Origin of the sequence: Aquimarina algicola (genome assembly GCF_006443095.1) — a bacterium.
In the GTDB taxonomy this organism is placed as follows: Bacteria; Bacteroidota; Bacteroidia; order Flavobacteriales; family Flavobacteriaceae; genus Aquimarina; species Aquimarina algicola.
The window spans coordinates 77,879-104,794 of record NZ_VFWZ01000011.1; the positions used below are offsets into that span (position 1 = coordinate 77,879).

Annotated in this window: 24 protein-coding genes; 17 read left to right on the forward strand and 7 right to left on the reverse strand. The window is 31.0% G+C overall.

What is annotated here, in order from left to right:
• Positions 1–53: 53 nt before the first annotated feature.
• From FHK87_RS24890 to FHK87_RS24915, 6 genes are all read left to right on the forward strand, one after another.
• Positions 54–992 carry a GlxA family transcriptional regulator gene (locus tag FHK87_RS24890; protein WP_140597598.1) on the forward strand — a complete coding sequence of 313 codons (939 nt, stop codon included), beginning with the start codon at positions 54–56 and terminating at the stop codon, positions 990–992.
• Positions 993–1,150: 158 nt separating this feature from the next.
• The gene (locus tag FHK87_RS24895) at positions 1,151–2,221 is read left to right on the forward strand and encodes a DJ-1/PfpI family protein (protein WP_226294418.1); all 1,071 of its coding nucleotides are present in this window, start codon (positions 1,151–1,153) and stop codon (positions 2,219–2,221) included.
• 11 nt (positions 2,222–2,232) lie between these two features.
• Positions 2,233–3,492, forward strand: a complete 1,260-nt coding sequence (locus FHK87_RS24900) for a DJ-1/PfpI family protein (protein ID WP_140597600.1) — start codon at positions 2,233–2,235, stop codon at positions 3,490–3,492.
• Positions 3,493–3,707: 215 nt separating this feature from the next.
• Positions 3,708–5,708, forward strand: coding sequence for a tetratricopeptide repeat-containing sensor histidine kinase (locus tag FHK87_RS24905; protein ID WP_140597601.1), 2,001 nt, complete (start codon positions 3,708–3,710; stop codon positions 5,706–5,708).
• A complete protein-coding gene (locus FHK87_RS24910) occupies positions 5,683–6,348 on the forward strand; it encodes a response regulator transcription factor (RefSeq protein ID WP_140597602.1) in 666 nt (221 codons plus the stop codon). Before FHK87_RS24905 ends, FHK87_RS24910 begins: the two co-directional genes overlap by 26 nt.
• Positions 6,349–6,459: 111 nt before the next feature.
• Positions 6,460–8,124, forward strand: coding sequence for a PD40 domain-containing protein (locus FHK87_RS24915; protein ID WP_140597603.1), 1,665 nt, complete (start codon positions 6,460–6,462; stop codon positions 8,122–8,124).
• Positions 8,125–8,232: 108 nt separating this feature from the next.
• Here the strand turns inward: FHK87_RS24915 and FHK87_RS24920 are convergent, their stop codons facing one another.
• Together FHK87_RS24920 and FHK87_RS26470 are read right to left on the reverse strand one after the other, a co-directional pair.
• Complete coding sequence (locus FHK87_RS24920) at positions 8,233–8,736, reverse strand: tetratricopeptide repeat protein (RefSeq protein WP_140597604.1); 504 nt, start codon at positions 8,734–8,736, stop codon at positions 8,233–8,235.
• Positions 8,737–8,742: 6 nt separating this feature from the next.
• Positions 8,743–8,910 carry a hypothetical protein gene (locus FHK87_RS26470; RefSeq protein ID WP_226294419.1) on the reverse strand — a complete coding sequence of 56 codons (168 nt, stop codon included), beginning with the start codon at positions 8,908–8,910 and terminating at the stop codon, positions 8,743–8,745.
• A gap of 153 nt (positions 8,911–9,063) precedes the next feature.
• On the opposite strand from FHK87_RS26470, the gene FHK87_RS24925 reads away from it, so the two are divergent.
• From FHK87_RS24925 to FHK87_RS24945, 5 genes are all read left to right on the forward strand, one after another.
• Complete coding sequence (locus FHK87_RS24925; protein ID WP_317133562.1) at positions 9,064–9,378, forward strand: DUF6660 family protein; 315 nt, start codon at positions 9,064–9,066, stop codon at positions 9,376–9,378.
• 67 nt (positions 9,379–9,445) lie between these two features.
• The gene (locus FHK87_RS24930) at positions 9,446–11,626 is read left to right on the forward strand and encodes a TonB-dependent receptor (RefSeq protein WP_226294420.1); all 2,181 of its coding nucleotides are present in this window, start codon (positions 9,446–9,448) and stop codon (positions 11,624–11,626) included.
• A gap of 316 nt (positions 11,627–11,942) precedes the next feature.
• The gene (locus FHK87_RS24935; RefSeq protein ID WP_140597606.1) at positions 11,943–14,423 is read left to right on the forward strand and encodes an ATP-dependent Clp protease ATP-binding subunit; all 2,481 of its coding nucleotides are present in this window, start codon (positions 11,943–11,945) and stop codon (positions 14,421–14,423) included.
• Positions 14,424–14,490: 67 nt separating this feature from the next.
• Entirely contained in the window at positions 14,491–14,940 is a 450-nt protein-coding gene (locus FHK87_RS24940) for a hypothetical protein (RefSeq protein ID WP_140597607.1), read from the forward strand.
• 15 nt (positions 14,941–14,955) lie between these two features.
• A complete protein-coding gene (locus FHK87_RS24945; RefSeq protein WP_140597608.1) occupies positions 14,956–16,308 on the forward strand; it encodes a DUF5458 family protein in 1,353 nt (450 codons plus the stop codon).
• 215 nt (positions 16,309–16,523) lie between these two features.
• Here the strand turns inward: FHK87_RS24945 and tssD (FHK87_RS24950) are convergent, their stop codons facing one another.
• The 5 genes from tssD (FHK87_RS24950) to FHK87_RS24970 form a co-directional block, all read right to left on the reverse strand.
• Positions 16,524–16,919: a type VI secretion system tube protein TssD gene (gene tssD / locus FHK87_RS24950; RefSeq protein WP_140597609.1), complete on the reverse strand. Its 396-nt coding sequence runs from the start codon at positions 16,917–16,919 to the stop codon at positions 16,524–16,526.
• Positions 16,920–17,076: 157 nt separating this feature from the next.
• Positions 17,077–17,463, reverse strand: a complete 387-nt coding sequence (gene tssD, locus FHK87_RS24955) for a type VI secretion system tube protein TssD (protein ID WP_140597610.1) — start codon at positions 17,461–17,463, stop codon at positions 17,077–17,079.
• 248 nt (positions 17,464–17,711) lie between these two features.
• Positions 17,712–18,575 (reverse strand): TssN family type VI secretion system protein, encoded by an 864-nt coding sequence (locus tag FHK87_RS24960; protein ID WP_140597611.1) that lies wholly within the window; start codon positions 18,573–18,575, stop codon positions 17,712–17,714.
• A 1-nt stretch (position 18,576) separates the two neighbouring features.
• Positions 18,577–19,503: a hypothetical protein gene (locus FHK87_RS24965; RefSeq protein ID WP_140597612.1), complete on the reverse strand. Its 927-nt coding sequence runs from the start codon at positions 19,501–19,503 to the stop codon at positions 18,577–18,579.
• A 44-nt stretch (positions 19,504–19,547) separates the two neighbouring features.
• The gene (locus FHK87_RS24970) at positions 19,548–20,153 is read right to left on the reverse strand and encodes an NlpC/P60 family protein (protein ID WP_140597613.1); all 606 of its coding nucleotides are present in this window, start codon (positions 20,151–20,153) and stop codon (positions 19,548–19,550) included.
• A 487-nt stretch (positions 20,154–20,640) separates the two neighbouring features.
• On the opposite strand from FHK87_RS24970, the gene FHK87_RS24975 reads away from it, so the two are divergent.
• The 6 genes from FHK87_RS24975 (at position 20,641) to tssO (ending at position 26,878) form a co-directional block, all read left to right on the forward strand.
• Positions 20,641–21,072, forward strand: a complete 432-nt coding sequence (locus FHK87_RS24975) for a GPW/gp25 family protein (RefSeq protein ID WP_140597614.1) — start codon at positions 20,641–20,643, stop codon at positions 21,070–21,072.
• Between the two features lie 6 nt (positions 21,073–21,078).
• Entirely contained in the window at positions 21,079–22,914 is a 1,836-nt protein-coding gene (locus FHK87_RS24980; protein ID WP_140597615.1) for a type VI secretion system baseplate subunit TssF, read from the forward strand.
• 13 nt (positions 22,915–22,927) lie between these two features.
• Positions 22,928–23,947, forward strand: a complete 1,020-nt coding sequence (locus FHK87_RS24985; RefSeq protein WP_140597616.1) for a PKD domain-containing protein — start codon at positions 22,928–22,930, stop codon at positions 23,945–23,947.
• 135 nt (positions 23,948–24,082) lie between these two features.
• The gene (locus FHK87_RS24990; protein WP_140597617.1) at positions 24,083–25,072 is read left to right on the forward strand and encodes a PKD domain-containing protein; all 990 of its coding nucleotides are present in this window, start codon (positions 24,083–24,085) and stop codon (positions 25,070–25,072) included.
• A gap of 113 nt (positions 25,073–25,185) precedes the next feature.
• Positions 25,186–26,343 carry a hypothetical protein gene (locus FHK87_RS24995; protein WP_140597618.1) on the forward strand — a complete coding sequence of 386 codons (1,158 nt, stop codon included), beginning with the start codon at positions 25,186–25,188 and terminating at the stop codon, positions 26,341–26,343.
• A 22-nt stretch (positions 26,344–26,365) separates the two neighbouring features.
• Positions 26,366–26,878 carry a type VI secretion system TssO gene (gene tssO, locus FHK87_RS25000; RefSeq protein ID WP_140597619.1) on the forward strand — a complete coding sequence of 171 codons (513 nt, stop codon included), beginning with the start codon at positions 26,366–26,368 and terminating at the stop codon, positions 26,876–26,878.
• The last annotated feature ends 38 nt before the right edge of the window (positions 26,879–26,916 follow it).

Below are 26,916 nucleotides of genomic sequence, written 5' to 3' on the forward strand. Positions count from 1 at the left end.
TAGTTATTTTTCGATCATATAAATGATATGATCAAAAAATATACTTCTCACAAATGAATCAAAAAATAATATTCGTTACCCCGCCAGGTGTGCATTTATTAGATATCAACGGACCTGCTCATATTTTTTATGAAGCAAAAGAATATGGTGCTAATATCGATTTACATTTTGTGAGTCCTATAGATAATGATATGATCGTAAGTAGTGCCGGTCTCAAATTTTATGATCTTAATTCTTATCATGACTATACGTTAACAGACGAAGATTTTATCATTGTACCGGGAATATCTTTCTCATATTTGTTAGATCGTGATTTATTAAATGGTTTTAAATCATTTTTTGAATGGTTACGGCTACAAAATGAAATCGGTGTAACCATATGCTCAGTCTGCACAGGCACATTTTTGTTAGCAGAATCAGGTGTGCTAAAAAATAAAAGCTGTACTACACACTGGAAACGTATCGTTACTTTCAAAGAAAAATACCCTAACATTAATATTAAAGAGAATAGACTATTTGTAATCGACGATAATATTTTAACCAGCGCCGGTGTGTCTTCGGGTATAGACTTGGCCTTATACATTTTAGAAAAAAAATTCAGCACCAAACTAGCTGTAGATGTTGCCAAAGAAGCCGTAATCTATTTTAGGAGAAGTGAATCAGACCCTCAACTTAGTATATATCTAAAATATAGAAATCACTTAGAAGAACGTATCCATCGAGCACAAGAATTTATCATTGATAATATTGGGAAGCAGTTTAACCAAGCAGATATTGCAGAACATGTTCATATGAGTACTAGGAATCTCACACGATTATTTAAAAAGACTACAGGCATCACAATTCATAATTACACTCAAAACCTAAGAATAGAAAGAGCTTTACAATTATTAGCCGACAAAAATAAAATTGAAATGGTTGCTTCAGAATGTGGGTTTAAGAGCTCTAATCAACTTAGGCAAATCATTGGTAAACATAAAAAATCGTTATAAGAATTACTTCGCAACACTTTTTCAAAGTAAAAACCTCAGAGCGTTTAAATCTCAATTAAAAACTACTTATTGATACATTTTTGTCTCAAAACAGTATAATTCTGTCCTTTCTTTATACAAGCATCAAATTTAATTTTATACAATAAAATATGTATGAGATGAAAAGCTATTTTTTGCTATCGATATTTACGCTATTGTGTTTCATAAAAGTAGAAAATGCTGTTTCACAAAAAAAGATCGCCTCACAAATAACCTATGTATGTCCTCCATGTAACAGAAAGTGCGACCATCTAACTTTTGATAAACCTGGTATCTGTATGCATTGTAATATGAAATTAGTTGATAAATCCACACTAAAAGACCACCCTAAGCCTAATAGAACAAAAGTAGGCTTCTACCTACAATCCGGAGTAGAAATTCTTGATTTTGCAGGACCCATGGAAGTATTTGCATATGCCGGTTATGATGTATTTACAATCTCTAAAACCAAAGAACCTATTTATGCACAAGGAATTCTTACAGTAATACCTGATTATGATTTATCAGATGCTCCACAAGCTGATATCTTAGTATTTTTTGGTGGTAATGCCGTACTTCCTTCCAAAGACAAAGAACTTATTACATGGATTAGATCTCAAAACAATACCAAATATTACTTCTCTGTCTGTAGTGGTGCTTTAATACTAGCAGAAGCAGGAATATTAGACAACCAAAAAGCAACCACATTTAGATATACCATAGAAGCATTAAAAAATTTCAAAAAGATAAACGTGTTACCAAATGTTAGATATGTTGATAATGGTAAAACAATCACTACCGCAGGAGTTTCTGCAGGCATAGATGGCGCTTTACACATGATTGCAAAATTAGAAGGCTTAACCGCTGCAGTAGAAACTGCATTTTATATGGAATATGAATGGACGCCTAATAAAGGAATCATTCTGGGATCAGACAATCCGTATCATAACATTAATAATGTCAGCATCTTAAAAGACTACAAAGGCAAGTTCAAATCAAATCAAAATCAAACATACGAACTAGTATTAGATCCGATAATCAATACATTATTTATAATCATAAATAACGAAAAACATCCTGTTTTCTACATCGAAAAAAATCGGTTTTTTTTACCCTTTACAGCTAATTTTTTAGTATTCGAAAGAGACAAAAACGATGTGATCACGGGACTCAAAAACACCGCACACAGCAATTTATTTATCAAACAATAGTATAAGTCAAAATGAAAAAATTACTTCTTATCTTATGTATATTATCGCAACCCATAGTAACGGCTCAAAAAATAAGTAAAAAAAATAATATTAATAATATTGCTATTTTTTTACAAGACAATGTAGAAATCTTGGATTTTGCAGGACCATTGGAAGTATTTTTAGTAGCTGGGTTTAATGTTTATACTGTTGCAGAAACTAGCGATCCTCTACTTGCAATGCATTCTCTCAAAGTTATACCTGATTATGCTATTGAGAATGCTCCCATACCTGATATTGTCGTTTTTGTTGGAGGAGGAGATATTGGACTATCAAAAAAAAAGAGTATAAAAGATTGGGTAGAAACAGTAGTACAAAAAACAGAATTACAGCTTACAGTATGCACAGGCGCTTTTTTTCTTGCAGAAATAGGCGCACTTGATCATAAAGTTGCAACAACATATCACCAATCAATAAGTCACCTAAAAAATACATTTCCAAAAATTGATGTAAGAGACAATATTCGTTTTGTAGATAACGGAAAAGTAATCACAACCGCTGGGATTTCTGCTGGAATTGATGGGGCTTTACACCTTGTATCTAAGCTAAAAGGAGAGAAATATGCAACCAAAGTTGCAAGTTTGATGGAGTACGACAAGTGGATCCCCGAAGAAGGGCTTATTATCAAAAATGACTTTATTTCTAAAATTGAAAAGTATGGATTTGAACATATATTAACAGAAAAAAATAACGATATATTATATCCGGGAGAAATACTAAACTTGGCAGAACAATTCAATAAAACAGGAAACTACAAAGAGGCAGAAAGAGGAATCAAAATAGTTATAAATCAATCTAAAAATCCTGGTATAGAGCTTTATGAATATCTGAGAGAAAACTATAAACTACAACAAAAAAGCGTTCCTATAACTAGTACAGACTTTATTGATAGTATTAAAAAGAATGGAATACAAAAGGCAAAAAAAATGTACAATGAAGTTAAAAAAGAATTCATAGATTGGGTGTTTGTAGATGCAGAAGATATGATCTCATTAGCATACACTGATTATTACCTAAAAGGTAAACTTTCTGAAGCCAAAGAGATTCAAACTTTCACAAAAGAAATATTTCCGGATGATGCATACGTTACATATGTTTTGGGAGTATATCATGAGAAAGACAATGACATTACAAAAGCAATTGATTTGTATAAAAAAGCGCTTCAAATAGATCCTAATTTTGTGATGGCAAAAGATAAACTCAAAAGCTTAGAAAAAACTAGTAAAATATAACATCTAGTTTATTATTTTTAATAGGTTTATGTTCAAAAAATATAAAACACGGTCTTATAAATAAGATCGTGTTTTGTTTTTCTGATATCTTTATAAAAATCTTTTAGTAAAAAAGTATTACTTTTTCTACTGGTTTCTTGGTATTTTTAATTCTACATTTTTTGATCATTTACAATCTTAATACTTTAGTTCTTAATAATATATCATTTTTATCAATGTCTATTCTAAAAAAATGTTTGCCTTTTATATTTGCTTGTTCTTTTGTATATGCGCAACAAACGAAAGAAAAAAGATTAGACAGTCTACACAGTATCATACAAAATGTAGAAAACGATATTTACAAAAGTGATATTTATAGTGAATTAGCAATAACATATTCGGGTATAGATTCTTCAAAAGCTGTAGAATATGCTCAAAAAGCTTTGCAGATAGCTCAAAAAGAAAATAAATTATATAATATAAGTAAAGCAAATTTTGCTTTTGGAGGGATATATTTGGATTATGATAGACCCCAAGACGCATTACAATACTATCAAAAATCAAAGGAACAGCTTGAAAAATTAATTGCTACAGATTCTTTGGACAAATACTTACGACTTTGGGTAAGAGCAACTTTTAATATAGGTGTCACATATAGTCGCCAGGGGTCGCTTGAACAACAAATAAAACATACTCAAGAAATAACTCCTCTTGCCGAAAAGCTTGAATTTGATTCTATCTTAGGAAAAGCCAACACTAATTTGGGGATCGCTTTTTTAAACTTAGGACAATATGAAAAATCATATCAATACTTTATCAAAAGTGAACCATACTATAAAAAAACTAGAGACTACAATGCATTGATATATGATCGATTGGTTTTTGCGGCCTGTCTTCAGGAATTGGATTCATTATCGGCTATGAAAAAAGTATTAGACACTACTAAAACATATCTAAAAAAGACTCCAAATGCTCTAGAGTGGCAGATGTATTATTTAATTAATGGCAAATATCATACTGCAAAAAAAGAGTATCGCAAGGCTATTGCGAACTATGATCAATCGCAAAAACGTATTATACACAACAAGACTTTTGGAAATCTAGATCAACTCTATCTAGGCTATTATGAAGCGTATAAAGGGTTAAAAGATGATAAACAAGCCAAAAAGTTTTTGATCTCATATCTAGAAAGATCTAAAAAAAATGATCAAAACCTTAGGACTCTTGATATTCTAAAAGATCTTGCTGCATATGAAACCAAAGAAGGAAATTTTGAACAAGCAAATTATTACCTTAACCAACATATCAAAATAAATGATAGTATACAAACTGTAGAAGTTCTTAAAAAAATTAATCAGTTAGAAGCACAATACAGGACAGAAAAAAAAGAACGAGAAATTTTAGAACTCAAAAATAAAAATAATAGCGCCGAACTTTCACTTCAAAAAAGTAAAGCGCAACGCTATTTCTTAATACTAGTGATTGGATCTTTGATTTTTGTAATTATAATAGGATATTTTGTGTATCGAAACCGGCAACGCAAAACACAAATCAATACGCAACGATATGACCAACAAATCCAAAAGTTAAAATTTCAACAAGAATCCAAAGTTTATGCTGCAATATTAGAAGGGCAAGAGAAAGAAAGAAAAAGATTGGCTGTAGATTTACATGATGGATTAGCAGGTCGATTATCAGCAACTAGTATACAATTAAAAGAATTAGCAAAATCTTGCGAGACGACAAACATAATTTTTGATCAAGTACATGTTGCAGCAAAAAATATTGATGATTCTCTATCCGAATTACGAAACATAGCACGCCATCTCATGCCTGAAACCTTATTTCAATACGGATTAAAGGCTGCTGTAGAAGATTATTGTTTGAGTATTAGCGATCCTAAGCAAAATACCAAGTTCATTCTACAGTTTTATGAGTCTAAAATCGAATTAAAAGACACTACGTTACTTACTGTCTACAGAATCATACAAGAACTAATTAATAATGCAATAAAACATGCTAATCCCAACGAAGTATTAATCCAATACATTATAGAAAGTGAAAAAATTAGTATTACAATTGAAGACGATGGGATCGGTTTTATCGAAGATAATGTAAAAACAAGAGGAATAGGGCTAAATAGTGTAAGAACAAGAGTAGCTTACCTAAATGGAAGTATCGAATTTTATTCAACACCAAATGAAGGAACAAATGCGCACATCGAAATACCAATTTAAAGATGAAAAACAGTCTAAAATCAAAGTAATGATTGTAGATGATCATACTTTAGTTCTGGAAGGATTGAGGTCATTATTAGTCACAAATCAAGACATTGATGTTGTAGCAAGCTTTACTACCGGTGAAGAAGCATTGGCATTTTTATCATCTAGTACGGTAGATATTGTTTTATTAGATATTAATTTATCCGACACTAGCGGAATTGATGTTTGCCATACTATTTTTCAAAAATATCATAATATAAAAGTGATTGGTTTAAGCACTTATAATGATAGAAGTATTATTAATCAAATGATCACTAATGGTGCTAAAGGTTATTTATTAAAAAATGTAAACTCTGATGAGTTAATAAAAGCAATTACTACTGTTTATCAAAATGGAAACTATTATGGTATAGAAATACAAAAAACGATGGCGAATACTATTTTTAGTACTCTAGATGATACCCCTAGGTTAACAAAAAGAGAAAAACAAATCATAACACATATTGCAGAAGGGAAAACTACAAATCAAATTGCCGAAGAACTATTTATAAGTCCGCTAACGGTCGAAACACATCGTAGAAATATAATGAAAAAAATGAATGTTTCTAATGTTGCCTCATTAATCAAAATAGCTATCGAAAAAATGCTCATTTAACTCAAAAAAACCTTCCAAGGCCAGGAAAATAAATCTATAACATAAATCAATAGCAAAGTGTAGCAGTATACTTTGCAAGCAACACCTTTGCTTAATCTTAAACAAAAAATCATGAAAAATTTAGTAATTATCTTACTCCTACCTTTGTTTTTTGCCTGTAAATCAGATGATGATACGAATACAAATAATCCTGATGGAGGTGAAATCACAGGTGAATCTTCTTACAACCCTGATCTAGTACCTCCTCCAGCAAATCCATTGCCGAATTTATTAAAAAATGCTAGTTTTGAAAGTGATGATGCCTGGATAGTATGTGGAGATGCCAAAATACAAGAGCTCCCTGATGCAAAAGAAGGTCAAAGAGTTGTAAAACTTAGCAATACCAGTATTTGTGATCAAGCAGATCAACCGTTTTTTACAAATCGTACTGCAATTCTCATACAGACACTAGATATACAAGAATTGCCAGAGTTACTTACGGTTTCATTTTGGATTAAAAGCGACACAACAATTCCAGAAGATGCATTAAGACTATTTATTACTAATGAGCCAGATAGTTTTTTCAATAGTTTGGCAGGAGGGGATTCTTTAGTAAAATATTTTAGCGAAGAAAGCATAAATAATGAGTGGTCTAGAATAAAAATGTACTATCAAAAAGAAGACAACCCACTCTTTATAAGCAATCAAGGAACATTATCTGTTGTTTTTCAATTAGAGCCCTCTAAATCATATAATGAAAATATAACTATTTATCTCGATCAAATAAAAGTATCAGATGGTACCGAAAGTTTTACACAACCAGATAAGATGCCAGAAGGACTAGTTAACTATCAAGGAGATAGTAAAATCTTATTTCTAAATACAACATCAGATGCTGTTTCTTCTATGAACCCTAATGGAAGTAATGTTATAAATCATACTCAAATACCAACTGAATTTCTTGTTGGTATTCCGCAATGGCTTGATAATGATCAAATTACAGTACAACAAAAAACATTTAACCCAGCCAATCCATCAAGCACAAATATAATTCCTGCTTCGGGAACAGATGTTTTTAAGTATACTATAAATAGTGATCAAAACGAAATGATCTATCAAACTGTAGGTGATCCGGGATTTTTTAGAGTTCCTAACGATCCTGAAAATAAGGAAGCTATAGATATAGAAGTACGAAGAAATGCTTGGGATACGTCAAGAAACAGAGGTGCACTTACTATCTGCGGAAGAAGTAGATTGGACCTCTTTACATCTGATGATATTTGCAATATCGTAATCGTTGATACAAATAATTTTGAAGAAATTGCCAAAATAGAGAAAGGGTTTAACCCTGTATGGTCTTCTACGGGAAGGCTTGCCTATTATTATGAAAATTCAATCTTTGTAGCCACCATTAATGGAAATGACGTTACTGTCACCAAAGTCTATGAAAATACCTCTATAAGTGGATTATTACAAGAGGTAGACTGGTCACCAGACGGAAAAGAAATTCTTTTTGCCGAAAAAGGGAATGGTGCCAACATCAATAATGGTGAATTAAGTACTTTTTATACTATAAAAACATTAAACACTGAAACGAATAAAGTGACTCCTCTATTAGCCATTGATCACGGTCAGCTTAGAACAAACCTTTCCTGGTCACCAGATGGTAATTACATATTATATTCTTTAACCAAAAATTCTGAAAAAACAGAAATATGGTGGTTTGAAGTATCCAGCAAAAAAACTGGGCCGTTGACCAATACGATAAATGCTTTTTCCGGATATTGGAAAAAGTAATATCACAATTTTTAACTTCAAAAAAAACCTGCGATCGAATTGCAGGTTTTTTTGATCATCATAATAAAACCTAAAACTTCAAAATTTTTCTAGTAAGAGTGAATACAATCATATTATATTTTGAGATAACTGTTTTTGAGAAAAATGCTCTTTAATATCAGAAAGAATTTTATTCTGAGAATCGTCATCCTTTTCATATTTCACAGAATAATCCAAATAAGTAGCTACTGCTCTTTTAAGTTCACGTTCTATCCCAGCGCAATCGTAGTCTAACAAGTATAAAAGATAGTAAATAGTTCTCTTGAACATATCACCTGCTTTTTCTAGTAATTTTAGCTCTATATAAGTATAGGCAATATTATTACAAGATATGATGTAGAGTTGTATAAAAGGTATTTTACCCTGAATACATTCACTCTTATAATTATTCAAAATTTCTGCTTGTCTAAGAGCATTTTTATAGTTATTTAAAGCTTCTTTAAATTTATGTTGCTCAAAAAGTGTATTGGCATCTACGGTAATTGTTTTCCACAAACGTTCTGTTTTATAAATTATATTCTCTCGAGATCCCTTGTCTAAATACACGTTTGAAAATTCATTTGAAACACTCATACTTTCTCAGGTATATTTTTTGAGTTTTAGAATTTTTATAGCCTTTTTAATCTGAGTAATCTTAGATAATTCAGCAACAGCTTTTTTCATATCTTCTTTCATTAGATTATTAGCCCTAACTTTATTATTTATATGTTTTTTCTCTTCTTCCAAAATCTTAATTACTTCTTCCATAAAACCTTAATTTAAAAAATTAGTTTTTCAAAACTAAAAAAGTTAGCTTAAACTAACAAAAAATATTAGTTAAATCAATTTTTTCAAAATTACGTTATAGCTTTAACTAATTTATATTTCAAATTAATATACTTTTTCATTTATCTTTGTATTATGAACTTTTTTGCAGTAATATTATCAATTTACTTCCTTGCATTGAATTTTATTCCATGTAATGATACTCATCCTGATGATGATATTGTTGTAGAAATTTCAATTGGTGATAATGCAGAACATGATCATTGTGGTCTTGAATTATGTTCGCCTTTTTGTAATTGTCATTGTTGTCATATTCATGCCACCTATTTCGAAATGAAAAGTCATCATTTTGTAATAAGAGAAGCAAATACATTATCTATTTCTTATCATGAAAATACAATTGAAGATTTAGTTTATGGCATTCTTCAACCTCCCCGGTATATTGGCTAGTATCAAAAGAAAGTAGCCTTACTTTCAAACAACCACATTTATAGTCAATTACAAAATTTAAAATCAAATGCATATTAAAAATATAAGCATAGTGCTTATGCTATTGTTTTGTGCGCTTGTAAATGCGCAAACAAGCTCTATTACCATAAAAGTCCTTACGCAAGAAGACAAAAAGCCTTTACTGGGAGCAACAGTTTATATAAAATCACTTGAGAAAGGAACTATTACAGATCTTGATGGTGTCGCTTTGTTTAATGAAATCCCTAATGGAAACCACATAATTTCTATTTCTTATGTTGGATATAAAAGTGAAGAACGGTCAATTATTTTACCCACCTCAGAACCTTTAGTTTTTTCTTTACAAGAAGGAGAAAACGCTCTTGATGCAGTAGTACTGCAATCCACAAGAAGTACTAGAACCATACAAAACATACCAACACGTATTGAGTTTATAGGATCTGAGGAATTAAGTGAAAAAACAATGATGAATGCCTCTAACATAGCTATGGTGCTACGAGAAAGTACAGGTATACAAATGCAGCAAACTTCATTAAGTAGCGGTAATACAAGCATCAGAATTCAAGGACTCGATGGTAGGTATACCCAGTTATTAAGAGATGGGTTCCCCCTTTATGGTGGGTTCTCTAGTGGATTGAGTATTTTGCAAATTCCACCAGTCGACCTTAAACAATTTGAGCTGATCAAAGGTAGTTCTTCTACACTATACGGAGGAGGTGCAATTGCCGGTCTGGTAAATATGGTTTCTAAAACTCCCGAAGAAGAACCTCAACTTGATATTATGCTTACCCAAACACAAGCATTAGGCAGTAATGCCAATGTTTTTTATGCTGAACGTAATCAAAAATGGGGTTGGACTATTTTCGGTTCAGGGCAATATCAAAAAGCTTATGATCCCGAAGATGATGAATTTAGTAATCTGCCATTAACCAAATCCGTTGCTATAAATCCAAAATTATTTTATTATCCAACAGATAATACAACCTTTTGGCTGGGAATCAATGGTACTTATGATGATAGAACAGGAGGAGATATAACTACAATTGAGGATGGACAAAATGGAATCCACCAATATACCGAAGAAAATATCTCTAAACGTTTAAGCAGCCAAGCCGTTTTCAAAACTCAAATCGACTCTTTACAATCATTTAATATAAAAAACAGCATCTCTTATTTTGATAGAAATCTTGAGATTCCGAATCTTACTTTTGAAGGCATACAATGGAATACTTTTACAGAAGCAACTTATCACAAACTAGGGAAACGAGCAGACTGGATACTGGGTGCTAACCTTTACTCTACTTCGTTTGATGAAGATTCAGAAACACTACAACGAGATCAAAATGATATTACTTATGGAGTATTCGTCAATAATATTTATGATCTTTCTGATCAATGGATTTTAGAAACAGGACTTAGAACAGACTATACAAAAGATTGGGGCTTTTTTCCACTACCTCGAGTTTCTTTACTGTATAAATCAAAAAAATCTTTCTCTAGTAGAATTGGTGGTGGTGTAGGATATAAAATACCGGATATTTTTACTGAAGAAGCAGAACTTATTAATTATCAAGGCATCGTACCTATTAACAATGATATTTTAGAAGCCGAACATTCTTATGGTATCAATTTAGACTTTAATTATCAAACAAGATTATCTCAGGAAGTCAGTGTATCTATTAATCAATTATTTTATACTACTATGATACAAAATGGTTTATTACTTAATAATATCGATGGGCAATTTCAATTTGAAAATGCAAATGGTGATATTGTGAGTAAAGGAGCAGAAACCAATATTAAATTTACATATAAGGATTTTAGATGGTTTCTTAATTATGCTCTGATAGATACAAGGTTGAATTATTTAGAAGGCAATCCTCAGAAGCCACTTACAGCCAGACATAATGCGGGGAGTGTTTTTATGTATGAATCAGAAAAATGGCGTGTTGGTTTTGAAACGTATTATACAGGAACTCAGTTATTATCAAATGGTACAGAAACCACAGATTTTGTTACAATGGGATTACTAGCGGTTCGTAATTTTACGTGGGGAAGTTTGTTTGCTAATTTTGAAAACTTTACAGATAGAAGACAAAGTAGATTTTCTCCTCTTGTATTACCACCCCATAATGCTCCTAATTTCCCTGAAATCTATGCCCCAACTGATGGATTTATTTTAAGCTTAGGAATTATCTTAAAACCTTTTGGTAATAAACCTCATCATTAGTAAACTATCGTATTATTCGGTTTTCTCTGCTTTTATAATAATATAATGATTATAAGAAGATAAAACTAGGATAAAAAACCCTGTTTTCAGGGTAATATTAGACTCTTTTTTTATGGACTTTTGAAATATTCAATTTGTATGCAGAAAACAAAAATGAATAATACGATTATTCATTTTTGGTTTCTTCTAAGATAAATCTTGAAAATAATTAAAAAATAAAGTATTTAGATTTTGTGATTTCTTGGATAAAAAAATATTGTTTCTCAATGATTTTTTGTTATTTCGTTACTCACAAATGATAGAATAAAATAACTTCATGCAAACTTTAGGATACTCACTTTCTCAAGAAGTAAAAAATGTAATTCATATTGCACAATCAATTGCAAGAGAATATCATAACGGTCAATATAATGCTGCACACTTATTAAAAGCACTATTACATAAAGATGCCGGTCTAAAGGATCTCCTTTTTGCAATAGATGCTGATACCTTTTATATAGAAGAATGGTCTGAAGTACGAATCGAAGCGTTACCAAGAGCGGGAAGCATCCCTGACAAAATTGAAGGTGATAAATCTATAGAAGCAACTTTTAATGAAGCTGATAATTTAAAGCTTAAATTAGGAGATGAAGATATTACTACAACAGCTTTATTAATTTCGCTTTGTACTCCGGGAGTTGGTTTTTCTTATGAACAACTTAAAACACTACCTATAAAAGCAGACGAAATCATGATTAGTGCTACTTCTGGTTCGGCTCAGGCTAACGGAAGTGTATCCGGAAAAAAGAAAGCTCAATCAGGAACTCAAAAAAATATTGATGCCGGCATCCTTGATGAGTATTGTTTTGATAAAACATTAGAGGCAAAAAATGGTAATCTGGATAATATTTTTGGAAGAGATGCAGAAATTAAAATGATTGTAGAAATATTAGGTAGACATTCTAAACCTAATGTACTTATAACCGGTGATCCCGGTGTTGGTAAGACCGTTTTGCTAGATGGTTTTGTTGATGCCATCATAAACGGTGCCGTTCCTGATACTTTAAAAAATGCTCAGATATATGAACTTGATTTTATTCATCTGGTATCTGGCGCTAGTTATAAAAGTGAAGTAGAAGATCGATTCAAAAAAATTATCACTGCAATCAAAACCTTTGAAAAACCTGTTTTATTAATCGACGAGATCAATAATCTAACCAATAAAGATAACGGTAATCAAGGTTTAACAAATATTTTAAAATCAGAGTTAGCCAAGGGAGAAGTAACATTTATTGCTACTGCTACCAATGATGCGTTTAGAAAGCATATCGAAACTGATGAAGGATTAGTAAGACGATTCGAAAAAGTTGCTCTAGAAGAACCATCAGAAAAAGATGCGCTTACCATGATTTCTAACACTATTGACAAATACAAAGAACATCATAAACTGGGTATAGATGATGAAACTATTGCAGAAGCTATTCGTCTTTCAAAAAGATTCAATAAAGACCGTAGTTTACCCGATGCGGCTATAGATCTTATCGATAGAACCATGTCTGCCTCGAGATATATGCTTGAAACTACAGACGCAAAAACAAAAGATGTAAAAGAAAGTTTATCAGCAATTGAAGAAAATGATAAAACCGATGAAGAAAAAATAGAAAGTATTCGCTGGCACTGGGATAATCTAAAAAACAATTTTAGTTACTTATTATTCACAGAACTTGGTGAAGAAGACACTTTTGAGGGCGTAGATACTCCAAAACAAGGTATTGATATCATTGAAGATATACTAGAAAGATTTCTAACCAAAGCTCAAAAAGAAAAAGAAAATATCGACAAAAACGATGTATCCTCTACCATTGCAAATAAAACCGGGATTCCTGTTGGTAAGCTTCAAGCGGACGAAAAAGAACGCTTACTTACCATGGAAGAACACCTCAAAAAACGTGTTATCGGACAAGATTATGCTGTAAAAACGATTACAGAAGCTGTTCTCGAATCACGATCTGGATTAAGCAAACCCGGATTACCAATAGGTTCTTTCTTTTTTACAGGCCCTACTGGAACAGGAAAAACAGAGCTTGCCAAATCCCTTGCAGAATTTTTATTTCAGACAGAAGAAGCTATTATACGATTTGATATGTCTGAGTTCAAAGAAGAACACTCTGCCGCATTATTATACGGTGCTCCTCCTGGATATGTAGGGTATGAAGAAGGTGGTTTGCTAGTAAATAAAATCAGGCAAAAACCTTACTCTATTGTCTTATTTGATGAAATTGAAAAAGCACACCCTTCTGTATTCGATATTTTCTTACAAATACTAGATGAAGGAAAATTAAATGACAGACTCGGAAAAACGGGAGACTTTTCTAACGCAGTTGTATTATTCACATCGAATATTGGTAGCGAACATGTCGTAAAGTCTTTTACAGGTGGAGAAATCCCAAAATCATCGGACTTACTCGAATTGATGTCCAGACACTTTAGGCCGGAATTTCTAGGAAGACTTACAGAAATTGTTCCTTTTGCACCAATTACAAAAGAAAATGTCGTTAAGATTTTTGATATTCAGATGAAAGACTTGCTTAAGGCATTAGAAAAACAAGAGATTAAACTCGAATTAACAGATACGGCAAAAGAATTTCTTGCTCACAAAGGATTTACACCAAAATACGGAGCAAGACCCTTGCGTGGCGTAATACGTACAGAACTTAGATCTCCTTTATCAAGAATGTTGATTACCGGTAAGATTGGTAAAGGAAATTTGGTAAATTTAGATATTAAAGAAGAAAAATTAGTATGGAATTATAGCTAACACTATGATCTCTAGTAAATTTTAGTATATTTATATTTTATAAAAACACATTAAAAACCACTGATTTATGGATAATTCATATGGCTTAGGAGGAACGGAAGTAAAAACTGACGCAAGTGAAGCGATTATTGAAATTGGACAAAACAAAACGTTACTTATACAAAAACTCACAAAAGACCAACCTTTAAAACCACAAGTTACAACAGGGCTAACTTCTATTGATCATGTTTTTGATCACTACAAGCCAGAAGTAGATGTAGAATTTGAAGACGCTGATGGTGTAGAAAGTAAAGAAACCCTTAAGTTTAGTCATTTAGGCAACTTTGGTAAAAAAGGTATTATTGAACAAAGCAAGTATCTTGGTGATCTTGATACAGAAAAAGACCAATACCTGAAAGTTGTAAAACAACTTAAATCTAACAAAATTTTAAAATCCGCATTAGCAGACCCTGAAGCTAAAGAAGCACTTATAAAATCAATTCAGTCATTAATTGCAGAATTACAGCAACAAGGATAAAAAAAACAATTTTATATGGCATTAGAACAAAAAGCAAAACAGGAAATTAAGATAGAAAATCCTGCTAAAGAACTTAAGGCTAACGAAGAAAAATTAGCAAAGTACGGAGGATTTGATCTTATAGAAGCATGTATTGATGATGTGCAAAATCTAAATCCTGATCGTAAAGCTAGAAAAAAGATATTTCTTACTGAATCATCTAAAAAATTAGAGCGCCAAAAACTACAAAAAACACTAGAGATTTGGAATGATATCTTATCATCTTCTGATGATATTTCAGAAATGGCTGACGAATCCGAAAAAAGATCTGAAATCGCCGCAAATTCTCTAGCAAAAAATCTTGGAGCTGCTCTAGAACAAACTAGAGAGCTAGAACAATCCTATCGCTCTGTAGCATTGTTTTATAAAAATACTGAATCTCAAAAAATCAAAAACATTAATATCCTTAATGCAGAACTAGAACAATTAAAGGATCTTGACAATACTCGATTTATAGATGCTGTACAAGAAGAATTGGTGCAAGGGTATGACCGTTTAGATCTTAGAGACAACTATGGCTTATTAGTCGTACCAGGGTATCTTGGTTCAAACAAAGTGATTGAAAAATGGGCAAAGATTGCGCATGACAACAAAGTGATGATGGTAACCGATTTTGAACATTTAGACGAACCAGACGATGTTATGGAGCTATTTGAAGCCGCAAATTTAACCGGTGGAGACAAATATCGTTCAAACGTAATTATGGCATGTAACTGGCTTGTAGGAAGAGGTAAACATGATGAAGTAGGTGAAGAAGATGATCTTTTTGTTCCACCATCCAGTGCACTTGGTGGTAAAATCTACAAGACGTTAATGTCTCAAGTTACCGCAGGTAAGAAATTCGGGGGTATGAACGAAGTAGATGGTGTACGTTTCGATCTTAAGAAAGGTGAAATTTCTCAGTTAGAAAAACTTGGTTTGGTACCTATGGTTAACGAATATGGTAAAGTAATGGCATTCTCTGCTAAAACGTTATTTAATGGAGACAATCTTGGATTACAAACATACTCAGTAGTACGTGTATTCGATTATGTAACCAAAGTGTTAATGGATTTCTTAAATCGACGAGCTTTTGAAAATTTTAATGCAAGGACTCGTAAAGAACTTATGGGACAAATCGTTAAATTTTTAGACAATATTACCGGCCCTGATAAACTTATTGAAGATTTTTCTATTAAACGTTTTGAACAAGATCCAACACAAAAAGACAGAGTACATCTTGACATCCATATGAAACCCTATTTTCCTGCAAAAAACTTTATGATTAAAATGGACGGTCAAAAAGGAGACGATGGATCAGAATGGAATTCTGAATACGAACAAGAATAAAGAATTAAAATTTTCAAAAAACTTCTTAAAAAATCATCTAAAACTTTTTAGATGATTTTTTTTATACCTTTAATTTAAAAAAATTAATCAATAAACAAATTATAAAGTTATTGGATAGGATCATCAATAAAAAAGAGACTTAAATAATCTATTTAAACCTCTCCTCTATTTTTTTATATTTTATATTCCTATAAAATAATTTCTTAATCCCAAAATTAAGCCTTAAGAGGCCAATTATTAGTCAGTGTAGTTCCTCTCATTGTCAGTTCTTTTGCAGAAATTTTCAAAAATATTTTAAGAGGTTCATTATCTATGCTATTAAATTTTTCTGTGTATTTGATACAATACGCTTCATTAAATTGAAGTTTTTTAAGACTAGAGATGTTATCTCTTCTGTAAAATTCAATCCGTCCATCTTTAGTAGCTGAACTTGATTTAGACCACTCAAAAAAATCAACTTTAGTATTAGACTCTATAAGCATTTCTATTACGCCTCCCTTAGGTCTTGCACACGGTCTATTCGATTCGTCAACACTTTGTTCTACAGAAAATTCAAATTCTAGTACATTGAATTCTTCTCCATCTATATGTAATTTTGATAAAAATGACATAACTAAATAAATTTATTAAGTTAAATTAGTTTTTTACAAATTAGCTATAAAAACATTAACTAACATTGTTAAAAAAAGGGAGTGAAATACACTCCCTCTTCTATATTTTCGTTATTATATTGAATATAATGATGAAAATTTTTTTTTGATAGGTTTTTTATACCCACTCATTAACATGCTCTCCGTTTCCTATTCCTATCTCTCTAGCTGAAATAGTAAGTTTCTCAGTCATTGGGTTTTTACTATCGGAATCAAAACTTTCTAAATATTTAACCGCATAGGCGTCCGTAAAGTTTAATTCTTTAGAAGTTGCTTCTGTATCTCTTTTCAAAAATACGATACTACCACTTCTCATTTCGAAGTTATTAAACATCCAGTCAGACAAACTTGTATCTGCTGTAGATTCTACCTCAATGTTAATCAATCCTCCTCTAGTAACAGAAGATGGACGACCTGTTGCATCAATTTGTTGAGTTAAACAATAATCAGTACTTAATACATTGTACTCTTTACCTCCTACTTTTAATTTTGCTTTAAAAGACATAATGGATAAATTTTTAAAAATTAATAATAAATATAAATAATAATAAACGTGACTTGCACATATCAAATATAGTCATTTTTTTGTTCCTTAATTCATTTTAAATCAAGCATTTCTTCATATTTTCAAAAAAAATAAGAAAAAGACTACAAATTTGAAGTTCACTATTTTTGACTATGTTTTTAAGCAAAAAAAAATGGATTTGACCTATAAAATCAAATCCATTTTTAAGTAAATTTTAACAAAATTATTTAAGCTCTTCTACAAATAATAACATCATTTTCTTTGATATTATTGGAGTCTACAGTTCTGGTAAAGTCGATGTGTCTTTGTATTCCAAACCAATTCGGTTTGGTATGAAAAATCCAGCCAAAAGGGTTGTTTTGATCATCAAGAAACTTGATCTCTCCTCCTGGATGTCGTTCGTTATAATCATTGATAAAAAAGTAAAATAACTTACCAAATTCCATTTTCTCAGGTGCTTTCAGTCTAAAATTACTGATCTCATCAAGGTTTTTCCCTTTATTAAATTCAAAAGAAATAACTAGAGGGTTAATCAGTTCCTCATCTTTAGGATCTTTTACCTTTTTATCAACAGGATAGAACCATTTTTTATAGACCGGTACAGGTATCGAAATTGAAAATTCATACAACTTTACCAACATAAATGGCACTACAAAACAGATTGCAGAGGCTGTAAATATGTATTTATATTCCGGTTTAAAAATGCCTACCACATAAATAAAAGAAATTAAACCTAGACAAACTGTTACTACGGTATACAAAAACTCTGACCAAAAAGAAGTCGTTTTTTCATTAAGATCAGGGAAAAATTTTCTGAGCGCTAAAACATGTAAGCCTCCAAAAATTAAAAAGATAATTTGAAAGCCGATAAAGCTATTTAGGGGAATGTCATCTAAAACTTTTTCGTTACTCAGCAAAGCTGTTAAGCCAAATAATAATAAAACAATTAAGATGTAAATAAAGAATTTCTTTTTATTTTTTGTAAATAGTTTTTTAAGACCAGTCACAAAACCCATAAGCAATACACTCACAGCGAGTAATAATATACCTACTTTCAAAAATTCAGCGTTCATAGCAGTTAATAAGATCATTTTATATCATAGTTGTTAACCCCATTCTGGGACTGTTGGTTTCATTTAAAACAAATATGCTTTCTTTTTCAAGATATGTGATGTTAAGTCTAGTATCAATTTCTATTGGGATAAAATAGTCGCAAAAGATACTAATAAATTGTCTAGTTATACTATTTTCGAGAAATTTATCTATATTTTTTCTTTCAACGGGGCCTATAGTAATTTCAAAAACAGGGTATAGAACACGAGTTTCTTCTAATGCTAAAACAAGATCCATACCAAGTCTATTTTCACTCTCTTGTTCTATTATTTCAGAATATGGCTCTAATAATCGTTTAATGCTTACTGTCTCTCCAATGATTTTTTCAAGACATAGCGCAATTAAATCCTTATCCCCTGAAATTCTATGGGTATATGGTAAAAGTTGGAGCAATTTGATATTATATTCTGTAGGCATATTCTTATTTAACCCCCACAAATCTATCAAGAACTCGTTTTTTAAATTGACAAATTTATCGACTAGAACACGTTCGTTTTGTTCAACCTTTACCTTTTGAACAAAAAACTCATTTTCTAATGGAGCAAAAAAATCACGAGCATGACTTTCGTCTTGCTTATGTTTTCTTCTTAATTGTTTGTAATCTAAAGACTTCTTTCTATCGATAGGAGCATGAAAAAGACCTTCTGGCAAAATATCATAAAGACCGTTACGGGCTAGATTAAACTGAAGCTTATCATCAGAATTATTCGTATTTGTATCTATTGAAAAATTAATAACATCCCGACGATAAGATCTCGTAAAAGTACTTTTATTGAAAATATCTATATCCTGAAAATCCAAATCAGATTTTTCAAGGATCTCTGCTACAAAAACCTCTGCTTTCAGGTTATTAAAAATAGACAATAGTTCTTCGTGGATATCTTCTATTTGTGTACTTTTCTTCATGTATTTTGGGGAAACTCTTTTAAATCAAGATAATAATATTTGTGCTAGTCGTCTTTGTTTACCTCATTTTTAGAATTAAGAGGTTTTCTACCGGCAGCTACAAACATTCGTTGCCAATATCGATCTCTAAAATTACTTATTTGCACACCATTAGAACCGGTAAGTCTATCTTTATTTGAAGTAGAATGAACAAACTTATCATTGCCTAGATAAACTCCTACATGTGATATAATTTCATACTTAGAACCTTTAGAATTAAAGAATAACAAATCTCCCTCTTTCAAATATTCTTGCCCAACAAATTTTTTAGTATCAGGTGCCATAAATTGTTTTTCTGCGGTTCTTTCTATCAAACCTCCATAAACATCATGATATAAAAACTGTGTAAAAAAAGAACAATCAATACCTCTTTTGGTCTCACCTCCTAATCTATATGGAGTTCCCATCCAAGAATCTATAAAAGCATAAAGTGGAATATTTTCAATTTCCTTTGGAGTCACTCCAATAATAGGAGCATATTTTTCCTGAATAGGATCCAGTTTTTCCTGAGTCGGTGTACTTATTATTGGACCGTCTATTTTTGCCCCTTTACATCCAAAAAATACTATAAACCCTAATATTAAAATTGTATTAATGTGATTTTTTTTCATACCCAAACATTTACGCAAATATAAAAACTTCTAGTTATTTTCTTTACTTAATAACAGCTTTATCTATTCAATATAAGCTATAAAAAATTAATTTCCAAGTGAAATATTTAGACTGATAAATGAATTCACAAAAATGTAATATTTACATGTAAAATCCATATAATCTTTCTAAGAAAATAGAAACTTATCCAATCAAAAACATTAGTAATCAATACAAATGTTTCAATTACTTATTCCTAGTATAATAAGACAAATAAAAAGAAATAATTAAGAAATAAAAACCCTGTTTTCAGGGTAAAAAAATATTCTTTATCTGTAGACCTTTAAACTTCTAAAATCATAAATTTAACATACACATAATTATATAAAAACAAAACATTAGCCATAAAACTATAAAATCATATGATTTTGATTTATTGTTTACATGTAAAATGTAAATGAAACTAAAATCTTTATTAAATTGCGTATCCTTTAAAAAAATTCATTAATGATAACCTCTTTTTACACTTTACCATTACAAACAAAGAAATTTGTAGACAATGATGAAATAGATCAATGTGGTATAAAAAAGTCTATCTCAAACTTCATTCATTTGATTACGACTTCTCATTTTGGAGAATGTGCATTTGATGAAACATTTGGCTGCTCAATATGGAATGTAGATTTTGACAACTTAACCAATAATAATAAATTGAGAGATATCATTACAGACTCGCTTTTTGAAAGTATTACTTTGCAAGAACGGAGATTAAAAAATGTGTCTGTTGATGTAATTATAGAACAAGAAGAGTTCAAAGGAGAAAAAAACTTAAATAGAGTAAAAAAACGTGTAAATATTAGAATAAAAGGTACAATTCGTCAAACAAATGAACCTTTTATTTCTACAGAACGTTTTTATATTGCCCCGCTTTCATATTAAAAACTTATGAGTTTAGAAAACAACACACAGATAAAGAACAGAATGATCAAAAAGGCAGCTTCATTATGGGGTGTGCCGCCTAACGAAATCGAAAATTCTTTTGATCCTATAATTTCACTACTCATAGGAGCTTGCGCCTCTGAAATCTCAAAAATTTCTGGCGAAATAAATAGTTCTCAAACGAGAATAACAGAGCGCTTGATACAATTAATGACTCCGGACACGCTTTATGGTGCCAGACCTGCCCATGCAATAGCATATGCAGAACCATCTAGTAAAGACATGTTGATCGCACCTGAGAACTTATTTTATTTCAAAAAGAAAGTCAAAACCCGTAATGCAGGGCAAGAGATCAAAAATATATTTTTCTCTCCTGTACAAGACTATAAACTTGTAGATGCAAAAATAACTCATATTGTATGCGATGATGAAGCATATGAAGTTGAAGGAAAAACAAAGTCCAGTAGCAAATTATCATTGAAGGGGAATACTAAACTCCCCCCATCAACATTATACCTTGGGATAAAATCAGAGAATAAAGAAATAGATCTAAAAGGTGTTTCATTATTCTTTGAATTATTAGACGTTCAAGACAAAGATTTGTTTTATCATCATCTTCAAAATGCTGAACTCTATTTTAAAGATCAACCATTAGATACAAATGGAGGTTTCATAAATAGCAGACAAGGAGAATTGATTCAATTAGAATCAATCTTTTCATTGAAACCTAATAAAACCATAACAATAGAAAATGAGGTAAATAAAACGTATCAAAAACATTTTGTTACTATAAACTCAAATGTTTCTTTAGACTCAGAAAATACACTCCCATCAGATTTTAAAAAGCTCTTACATCTCAAAGATCACGAAGAGTTTGAAAATCTTACATGGATAAAAGTCGTTTTCTCTAGAATTATTGATGCCGACATTTTAAAAAATATTTTTACATCTCTTAATTCTTTTCCTGTCATTAACAGAAAGCTAGAAAGCATCTCATTTCAATTAAAAGACTATATAGATGTAATCCCAATAAGTACAATGGATTTATTTTTGGATATTAAATCCATCACAAATACTTCTGGAAAGCCATATAAACTTATCGAAAATGATTCTGAACAAGACCAAAAAGGTACTTTTGTCATAAGAAGAGATAATGTTGGTAAGCTTGATTCTAGAAAAGCTAAAGAATATTTATTACATTTAGTAGAATTATTGAAAGATGAAAGTGCTGCCTTTTCGATTTTTGGAAGTGATTTTTTACAATCTAACATCAATGAACTGAATCAAAATATCGCTGCGTTAGAAAAAAAATTATCTGACATGAACAATGCTACTGCAGAGACAAATTATATTTCTGTTAAGCCATTGAGAAAAAAAGACACTCTTTTGATAGACTATTGGACAACTAATGGAGATGAAGCCAATCAAATAAAATCTGGCACTTCATTACAAGTTTATAAAGGGAGTGAGATTAAACAAAAAGAAACTTTCTTTCTTACATCGACATACAAAGGAAAAAATGACCTGAGTATGGAAGAACGTTTGTATGCATACAGAAGAGCACTTTTAACAAGAAATAGAATTGTAACTAAAGAAGATATAAAAGCATTATGTTACGAGATTTGTGGTGATAAAATTGAGCAGATAACAATAAAAAAAGGATTTAGAACTGCAATAAATTTGCAAAAAGGGTTAGTCCCTTCAATAGAAATAATTCTTCATACTAATAAAAAGGTGAGGACATCAGAATTAGAATGGAATTCTATTAAAAAAAATATATTATCCGTATTAGAAGAACAATCATTAAATGTTTTTCCATACCATATTACAATAGCAAAATAAAATTAAACAGAAAATGGAAACTTCAGACAATTTAAAAGGTAATCACATAGACAAAAGTGTTATTTTTCTTTTTATAATAACAATCTTGATTACGGCATCTGTTTTTGGTTATAAATATGCAAACCATATCCCTTGTGAAGGGATTCAATTCAAAGCCAGTTCTAATAACTATAGAGTTGGAGAGATTGTAAGGTTTAAAGACAATACAAAAGGAGCAATTAAAAGAATTTGGGATTTTGGTGATGGATCACAAATACAATCAGGTATTTCCCCAAACCACTATTATGAAAAACCAGGCAAGTACAATGTAAAATTAATAGTTAACGGGCAATGCGAAGGTCTTAAGACAATTGTAATAAAAGAAAAAATACGTGTCTTTGACTCTACCAAACTCGCACAATTTACAATTCCTGCATCAATAAAAGTTGGCGAAGTATTAAAACCAATTAATAAAACAATAAACGGAGACAAGTGGGAATGGCGATTTGGTGATAATGCTGACGTAGACTCTAAAGATAAAAGTCCGACACATGTATACAGAACAAAAGGAACTAGAACTGTTACACTTATTGCTAATGGCGAATTAAAATACAGTACCAGTCACCGCATCAGAGTATTGCCAAGACGAATTGTAGCAACAACAACACGATCTAGAGGTAGAGGAAGTAGAGGATCTACAGGAATGAGAGACCCTGGTATAATTGAAATTGACCCTAATGAAGAAAAAGAAGAAACATTCAGAGCTCCTGATATAAGTGAAGCAGCTTTTAAAGACAAATTAAAACGTGTATCTGAGAAAAAAGAATTCGCAGAAAACTTCAATAGTTATCTATGCGGAAAACTAGATAATAAGATTGTTTACATCAAAAACAAAAGCATCTCATTTAAAACACTTTGTGAAAAAATTCAGAAAAATAAGATCAAAGTCAAAAAAATACAAAGTCTTAAATTTCATAGAGCAAAAAAAGATAATTGTATAGAATATATCAAAATTGAATATCCAAAAGGATTATTCCAGAGAATATGGAACTAAGCATTGATGAATTAATATTCATTTACTTAAAAAAACATAATCATACCCTAAAACCTTTATATACAATATGACAAAACACATTTAGCTAATCTTCTTGTACCCTCAATAAAGAATAACTAAATTAAATACAAAAAAATGGAAACTTCAGACAATTTAAAAAGTAATCACATTGATAAAAGTGTCATTTTTCTTTTTATCGCTGCGATTTTGATCACTGCCTCTGTTTTTGGTTACAAATACACCAATTATACGCCATGTGAAGTTATTGATTTTAAAACTGATTCTAATAATTACGAAGTGGGAGAAATTATTAGATTTAGAGATAATACAAGAGGGGCAATCAAAAGAATCTGGGATTTTGGTGATGGATCACAAATACAATCTGGTATTTCGCCAAACCACTATTATGAAAAACCTGGTAAGTATAATATAAAATTGATTGTAAACGGGCAATGCGAAGGGTTTAAAACAATTGAAATATCAGAAAAAAAACCTGTTTTTGATTCTACACAATTGGTAAGTTTTGCAATCCCGGCAAAAATAAGGGTAGGTGAAAAACTAAAACCTGTTAATGAGACTATATATGGAGAAAAATGGGAATGGCGATTTGGTGACCGAGCAGGTGTTGACTCTAAAGAAAAAAATCCAACACATACGTATAGTACTAGAGGGGTAAGAACAGTTACTTTAATTGTAGATGGAAACTCAAAGCGAAGTATAAGTAAACGTATTGAGGTACTTCCAAAAAAAGAAGCTAGTAAGAAAAAAGATACTGTAGGAGTTGGTAGAACTCCTCCACCAATTATTCTTAATCCCAATAAAAAAAGAGAAGAATTCAGAGCTCCGGATATTAGCGAGGCGGATTTCATGAAAAAATTAAATCTCGTTGAAGCACGAGAAAAGTATAAAGAAGATTTTACAGATTATTTTTGTGGAGAATTTGATAGAAGTGTTTATATAAAAGGAAAAACCATATCTTTCGAAAAACTTTGCGAGCATATTCGAAATAAGAAAATAAAAGCAAAGAGGATAGAGAGTATAAAATTATACAGAGACAAAAAAGATAATTGCATTACACACTTAGAAATCGGTTATAAAGGTTGGTTGCAATCGTTATTTGACTAAAAAATTATAGAACGTTTTTCAATAATGATCAATACAAACTAAAAACATATTAAACTATAGAATATTCTAAAAATAAAAAACATAGAAGTATTAAAAAGCTTATTTGATAACATATGGAACTAAAAGATCATCATCATAGAGTTAACTGGGTCGATGGAATGAAAATTAACAAAGATCATTTCATACAAACTGAAAACGCCCTTACTCAATTCTCTCAAGCAATAAGTTCTCAGAATATAACTTCTGTTAATTACGGGCTACTTCCATTATTTGGATCAGAAGATGCTGTTGAGATCAGTCTTTCTATGGATGGTCAGGAAACTATAAAAGCAGAACTGACCAAATGTAAAGCTATTACTGCGGGAGGATTTTTAATTAATATATCTCCTGAAACCAGTTCTTTACTAGAGGGCAAAGGAAGCGTAATCAGAGCAGAATACAAGGTCAATAACGACATAGGCGAAGAGTGCTACATTGTATTGAGTGTAAATCCTTATGGCAGAGTACCCGTAGGAGACTCTCTTCCGGATGAAGATCCTCCTAGGCATCCATTTGTACTTCCAGAATTCAATCTTAGTATTGTAGGCAAAACCGAAACCAATACCGAAGAGTTTGGAAAATACCATATTACTCTGGGAAAAATAGCTTTTAATGACAGTGTTCCTTATTTGGCAGAAGACTTTATACCACCTTGTGCTTCAATTCAAAGTCATCAAGATTTAAAGTATACTTATTCTGAAATTGCAACCTTTTTTAATGCATTAGAAAAATATTCGATGAATATTATTCAAAAAATATATCAGAAAAAGCAGTCAAATGACTTAGCAAAAATGGTACTTACTTTATCACAAAATTTATTACAGCATTTAGGAAGCATGATCCCTGAATTTAGATTTAACGACAGACATGCTCCACCTATTAATATGATTACGAGATTAGTATCTACTGCAAGAATTATAAAAAATAATCTTGATGTATACATCGGCACTGGTAATGAGGAGTTGTTAAATTATTTAACCGAATGGTGTGACCTCAACCAAGGGGCTTTTGAAAATGTATTGGTAGAAATGATCGAACTAGAATACCAACACACAGATATTAACAAAGCACTACAAAGTGTTTCGGGCTTTACTAAATTGATGTTATCACTATTTAAAAAATTAAATGAATTAGATTATATTGGAAAAAAATCTGATTCTAATATATTTGTAAAAGAAGAAGTGATTGCAAAAGAAGATGTAAAAAACAGACGAAGCTTCTTATTAGACTAACATAAAATCATAAAACCTTTAGATGAAACCAAAAAATAATAAAGAAAGAAGAAATAGTATACTGAAATTTTCAGTATTATTTATTTTTACTATTGGATTAATCGTATTTGCCTTCTTTTTTGATTTTGACAGAGTTCCCTTAAAAATCGCAGATCATTTAATGGAACGCTCAAAGGCAATTGAGAAAGAAATGGAGTTTCAGGAGCAGTTTTCTAATAACATGTCAGAGATACAATCATTGATTGACACTTTAGACACTCCTGACCTTAATTATAGGCATTACAATGCAATGATTGATACAAAGATTGTAGATTTACAAAAATCTATTCCTGTAAAAGACTCTACATATAGATTTAAAATGTATAATGATATCGTAAACTCTTATGCAGACTTGCATGATTATAGAAATAAGTTGAAAGAACTTGAAGATGTAGAGATACAGCTAGAAGATTATAAAGAAGAATTAGAAAAGGTAAAAGAAGACTTGCTAAAAGCCAATGAATATATTCAAGTGCTACAAAACAGCAGGAGATAATTTTATAAATAAAAAAACCGATGTCATAAGCATCGGTT

Coding starts and splice junctions, on each gene's coding strand:
- FHK87_RS24890 (WP_140597598.1), top strand. CDS start 54: ATGAATCAAAAAATAATATTCGTTACCCCGCCAGGTGTGCATTTATTA.
- FHK87_RS24895 (WP_226294418.1), top strand. CDS start 1,151: ATGAAAAGCTATTTTTTGCTATCGATATTTACGCTATTGTGTTTCATA.
- FHK87_RS24900 (WP_140597600.1), top strand. CDS start 2,233: ATGAAAAAATTACTTCTTATCTTATGTATATTATCGCAACCCATAGTA.
- FHK87_RS24905 (WP_140597601.1), top strand. CDS start 3,708: ATGTCTATTCTAAAAAAATGTTTGCCTTTTATATTTGCTTGTTCTTTT.
- FHK87_RS24910 (WP_140597602.1), top strand. CDS start 5,683: ATGCGCACATCGAAATACCAATTTAAAGATGAAAAACAGTCTAAAATC.
- FHK87_RS24915 (WP_140597603.1), top strand. CDS start 6,460: ATGAAAAATTTAGTAATTATCTTACTCCTACCTTTGTTTTTTGCCTGT.
- FHK87_RS24920 (WP_140597604.1), bottom strand. CDS start 8,736: ATGAGTGTTTCAAATGAATTTTCAAACGTGTATTTAGACAAGGGATCT.
- FHK87_RS26470 (WP_226294419.1), bottom strand. CDS start 8,910: ATGGAAGAAGTAATTAAGATTTTGGAAGAAGAGAAAAAACATATAAAT.
- FHK87_RS24925 (WP_317133562.1), top strand. CDS start 9,064: ATGAACTTTTTTGCAGTAATATTATCAATTTACTTCCTTGCATTGAAT.
- FHK87_RS24930 (WP_226294420.1), top strand. CDS start 9,446: ATGCATATTAAAAATATAAGCATAGTGCTTATGCTATTGTTTTGTGCG.
- FHK87_RS24935 (WP_140597606.1), top strand. CDS start 11,943: ATGCAAACTTTAGGATACTCACTTTCTCAAGAAGTAAAAAATGTAATT.
- FHK87_RS24940 (WP_140597607.1), top strand. CDS start 14,491: ATGGATAATTCATATGGCTTAGGAGGAACGGAAGTAAAAACTGACGCA.
- FHK87_RS24945 (WP_140597608.1), top strand. CDS start 14,956: ATGGCATTAGAACAAAAAGCAAAACAGGAAATTAAGATAGAAAATCCT.
- tssD (WP_140597609.1), bottom strand. CDS start 16,919: ATGTCATTTTTATCAAAATTACATATAGATGGAGAAGAATTCAATGTA.
- tssD (WP_140597610.1), bottom strand. CDS start 17,463: ATGTCTTTTAAAGCAAAATTAAAAGTAGGAGGTAAAGAGTACAATGTA.
- FHK87_RS24960 (WP_140597611.1), bottom strand. CDS start 18,575: ATGATCTTATTAACTGCTATGAACGCTGAATTTTTGAAAGTAGGTATA.
- FHK87_RS24965 (WP_140597612.1), bottom strand. CDS start 19,503: ATGAAGAAAAGTACACAAATAGAAGATATCCACGAAGAACTATTGTCT.
- FHK87_RS24970 (WP_140597613.1), bottom strand. CDS start 20,153: ATGAAAAAAAATCACATTAATACAATTTTAATATTAGGGTTTATAGTA.
- FHK87_RS24975 (WP_140597614.1), top strand. CDS start 20,641: ATGATAACCTCTTTTTACACTTTACCATTACAAACAAAGAAATTTGTA.
- FHK87_RS24980 (WP_140597615.1), top strand. CDS start 21,079: ATGAGTTTAGAAAACAACACACAGATAAAGAACAGAATGATCAAAAAG.
- FHK87_RS24985 (WP_140597616.1), top strand. CDS start 22,928: ATGGAAACTTCAGACAATTTAAAAGGTAATCACATAGACAAAAGTGTT.
- FHK87_RS24990 (WP_140597617.1), top strand. CDS start 24,083: ATGGAAACTTCAGACAATTTAAAAAGTAATCACATTGATAAAAGTGTC.
- FHK87_RS24995 (WP_140597618.1), top strand. CDS start 25,186: ATGGAACTAAAAGATCATCATCATAGAGTTAACTGGGTCGATGGAATG.
- tssO (WP_140597619.1), top strand. CDS start 26,366: ATGAAACCAAAAAATAATAAAGAAAGAAGAAATAGTATACTGAAATTT.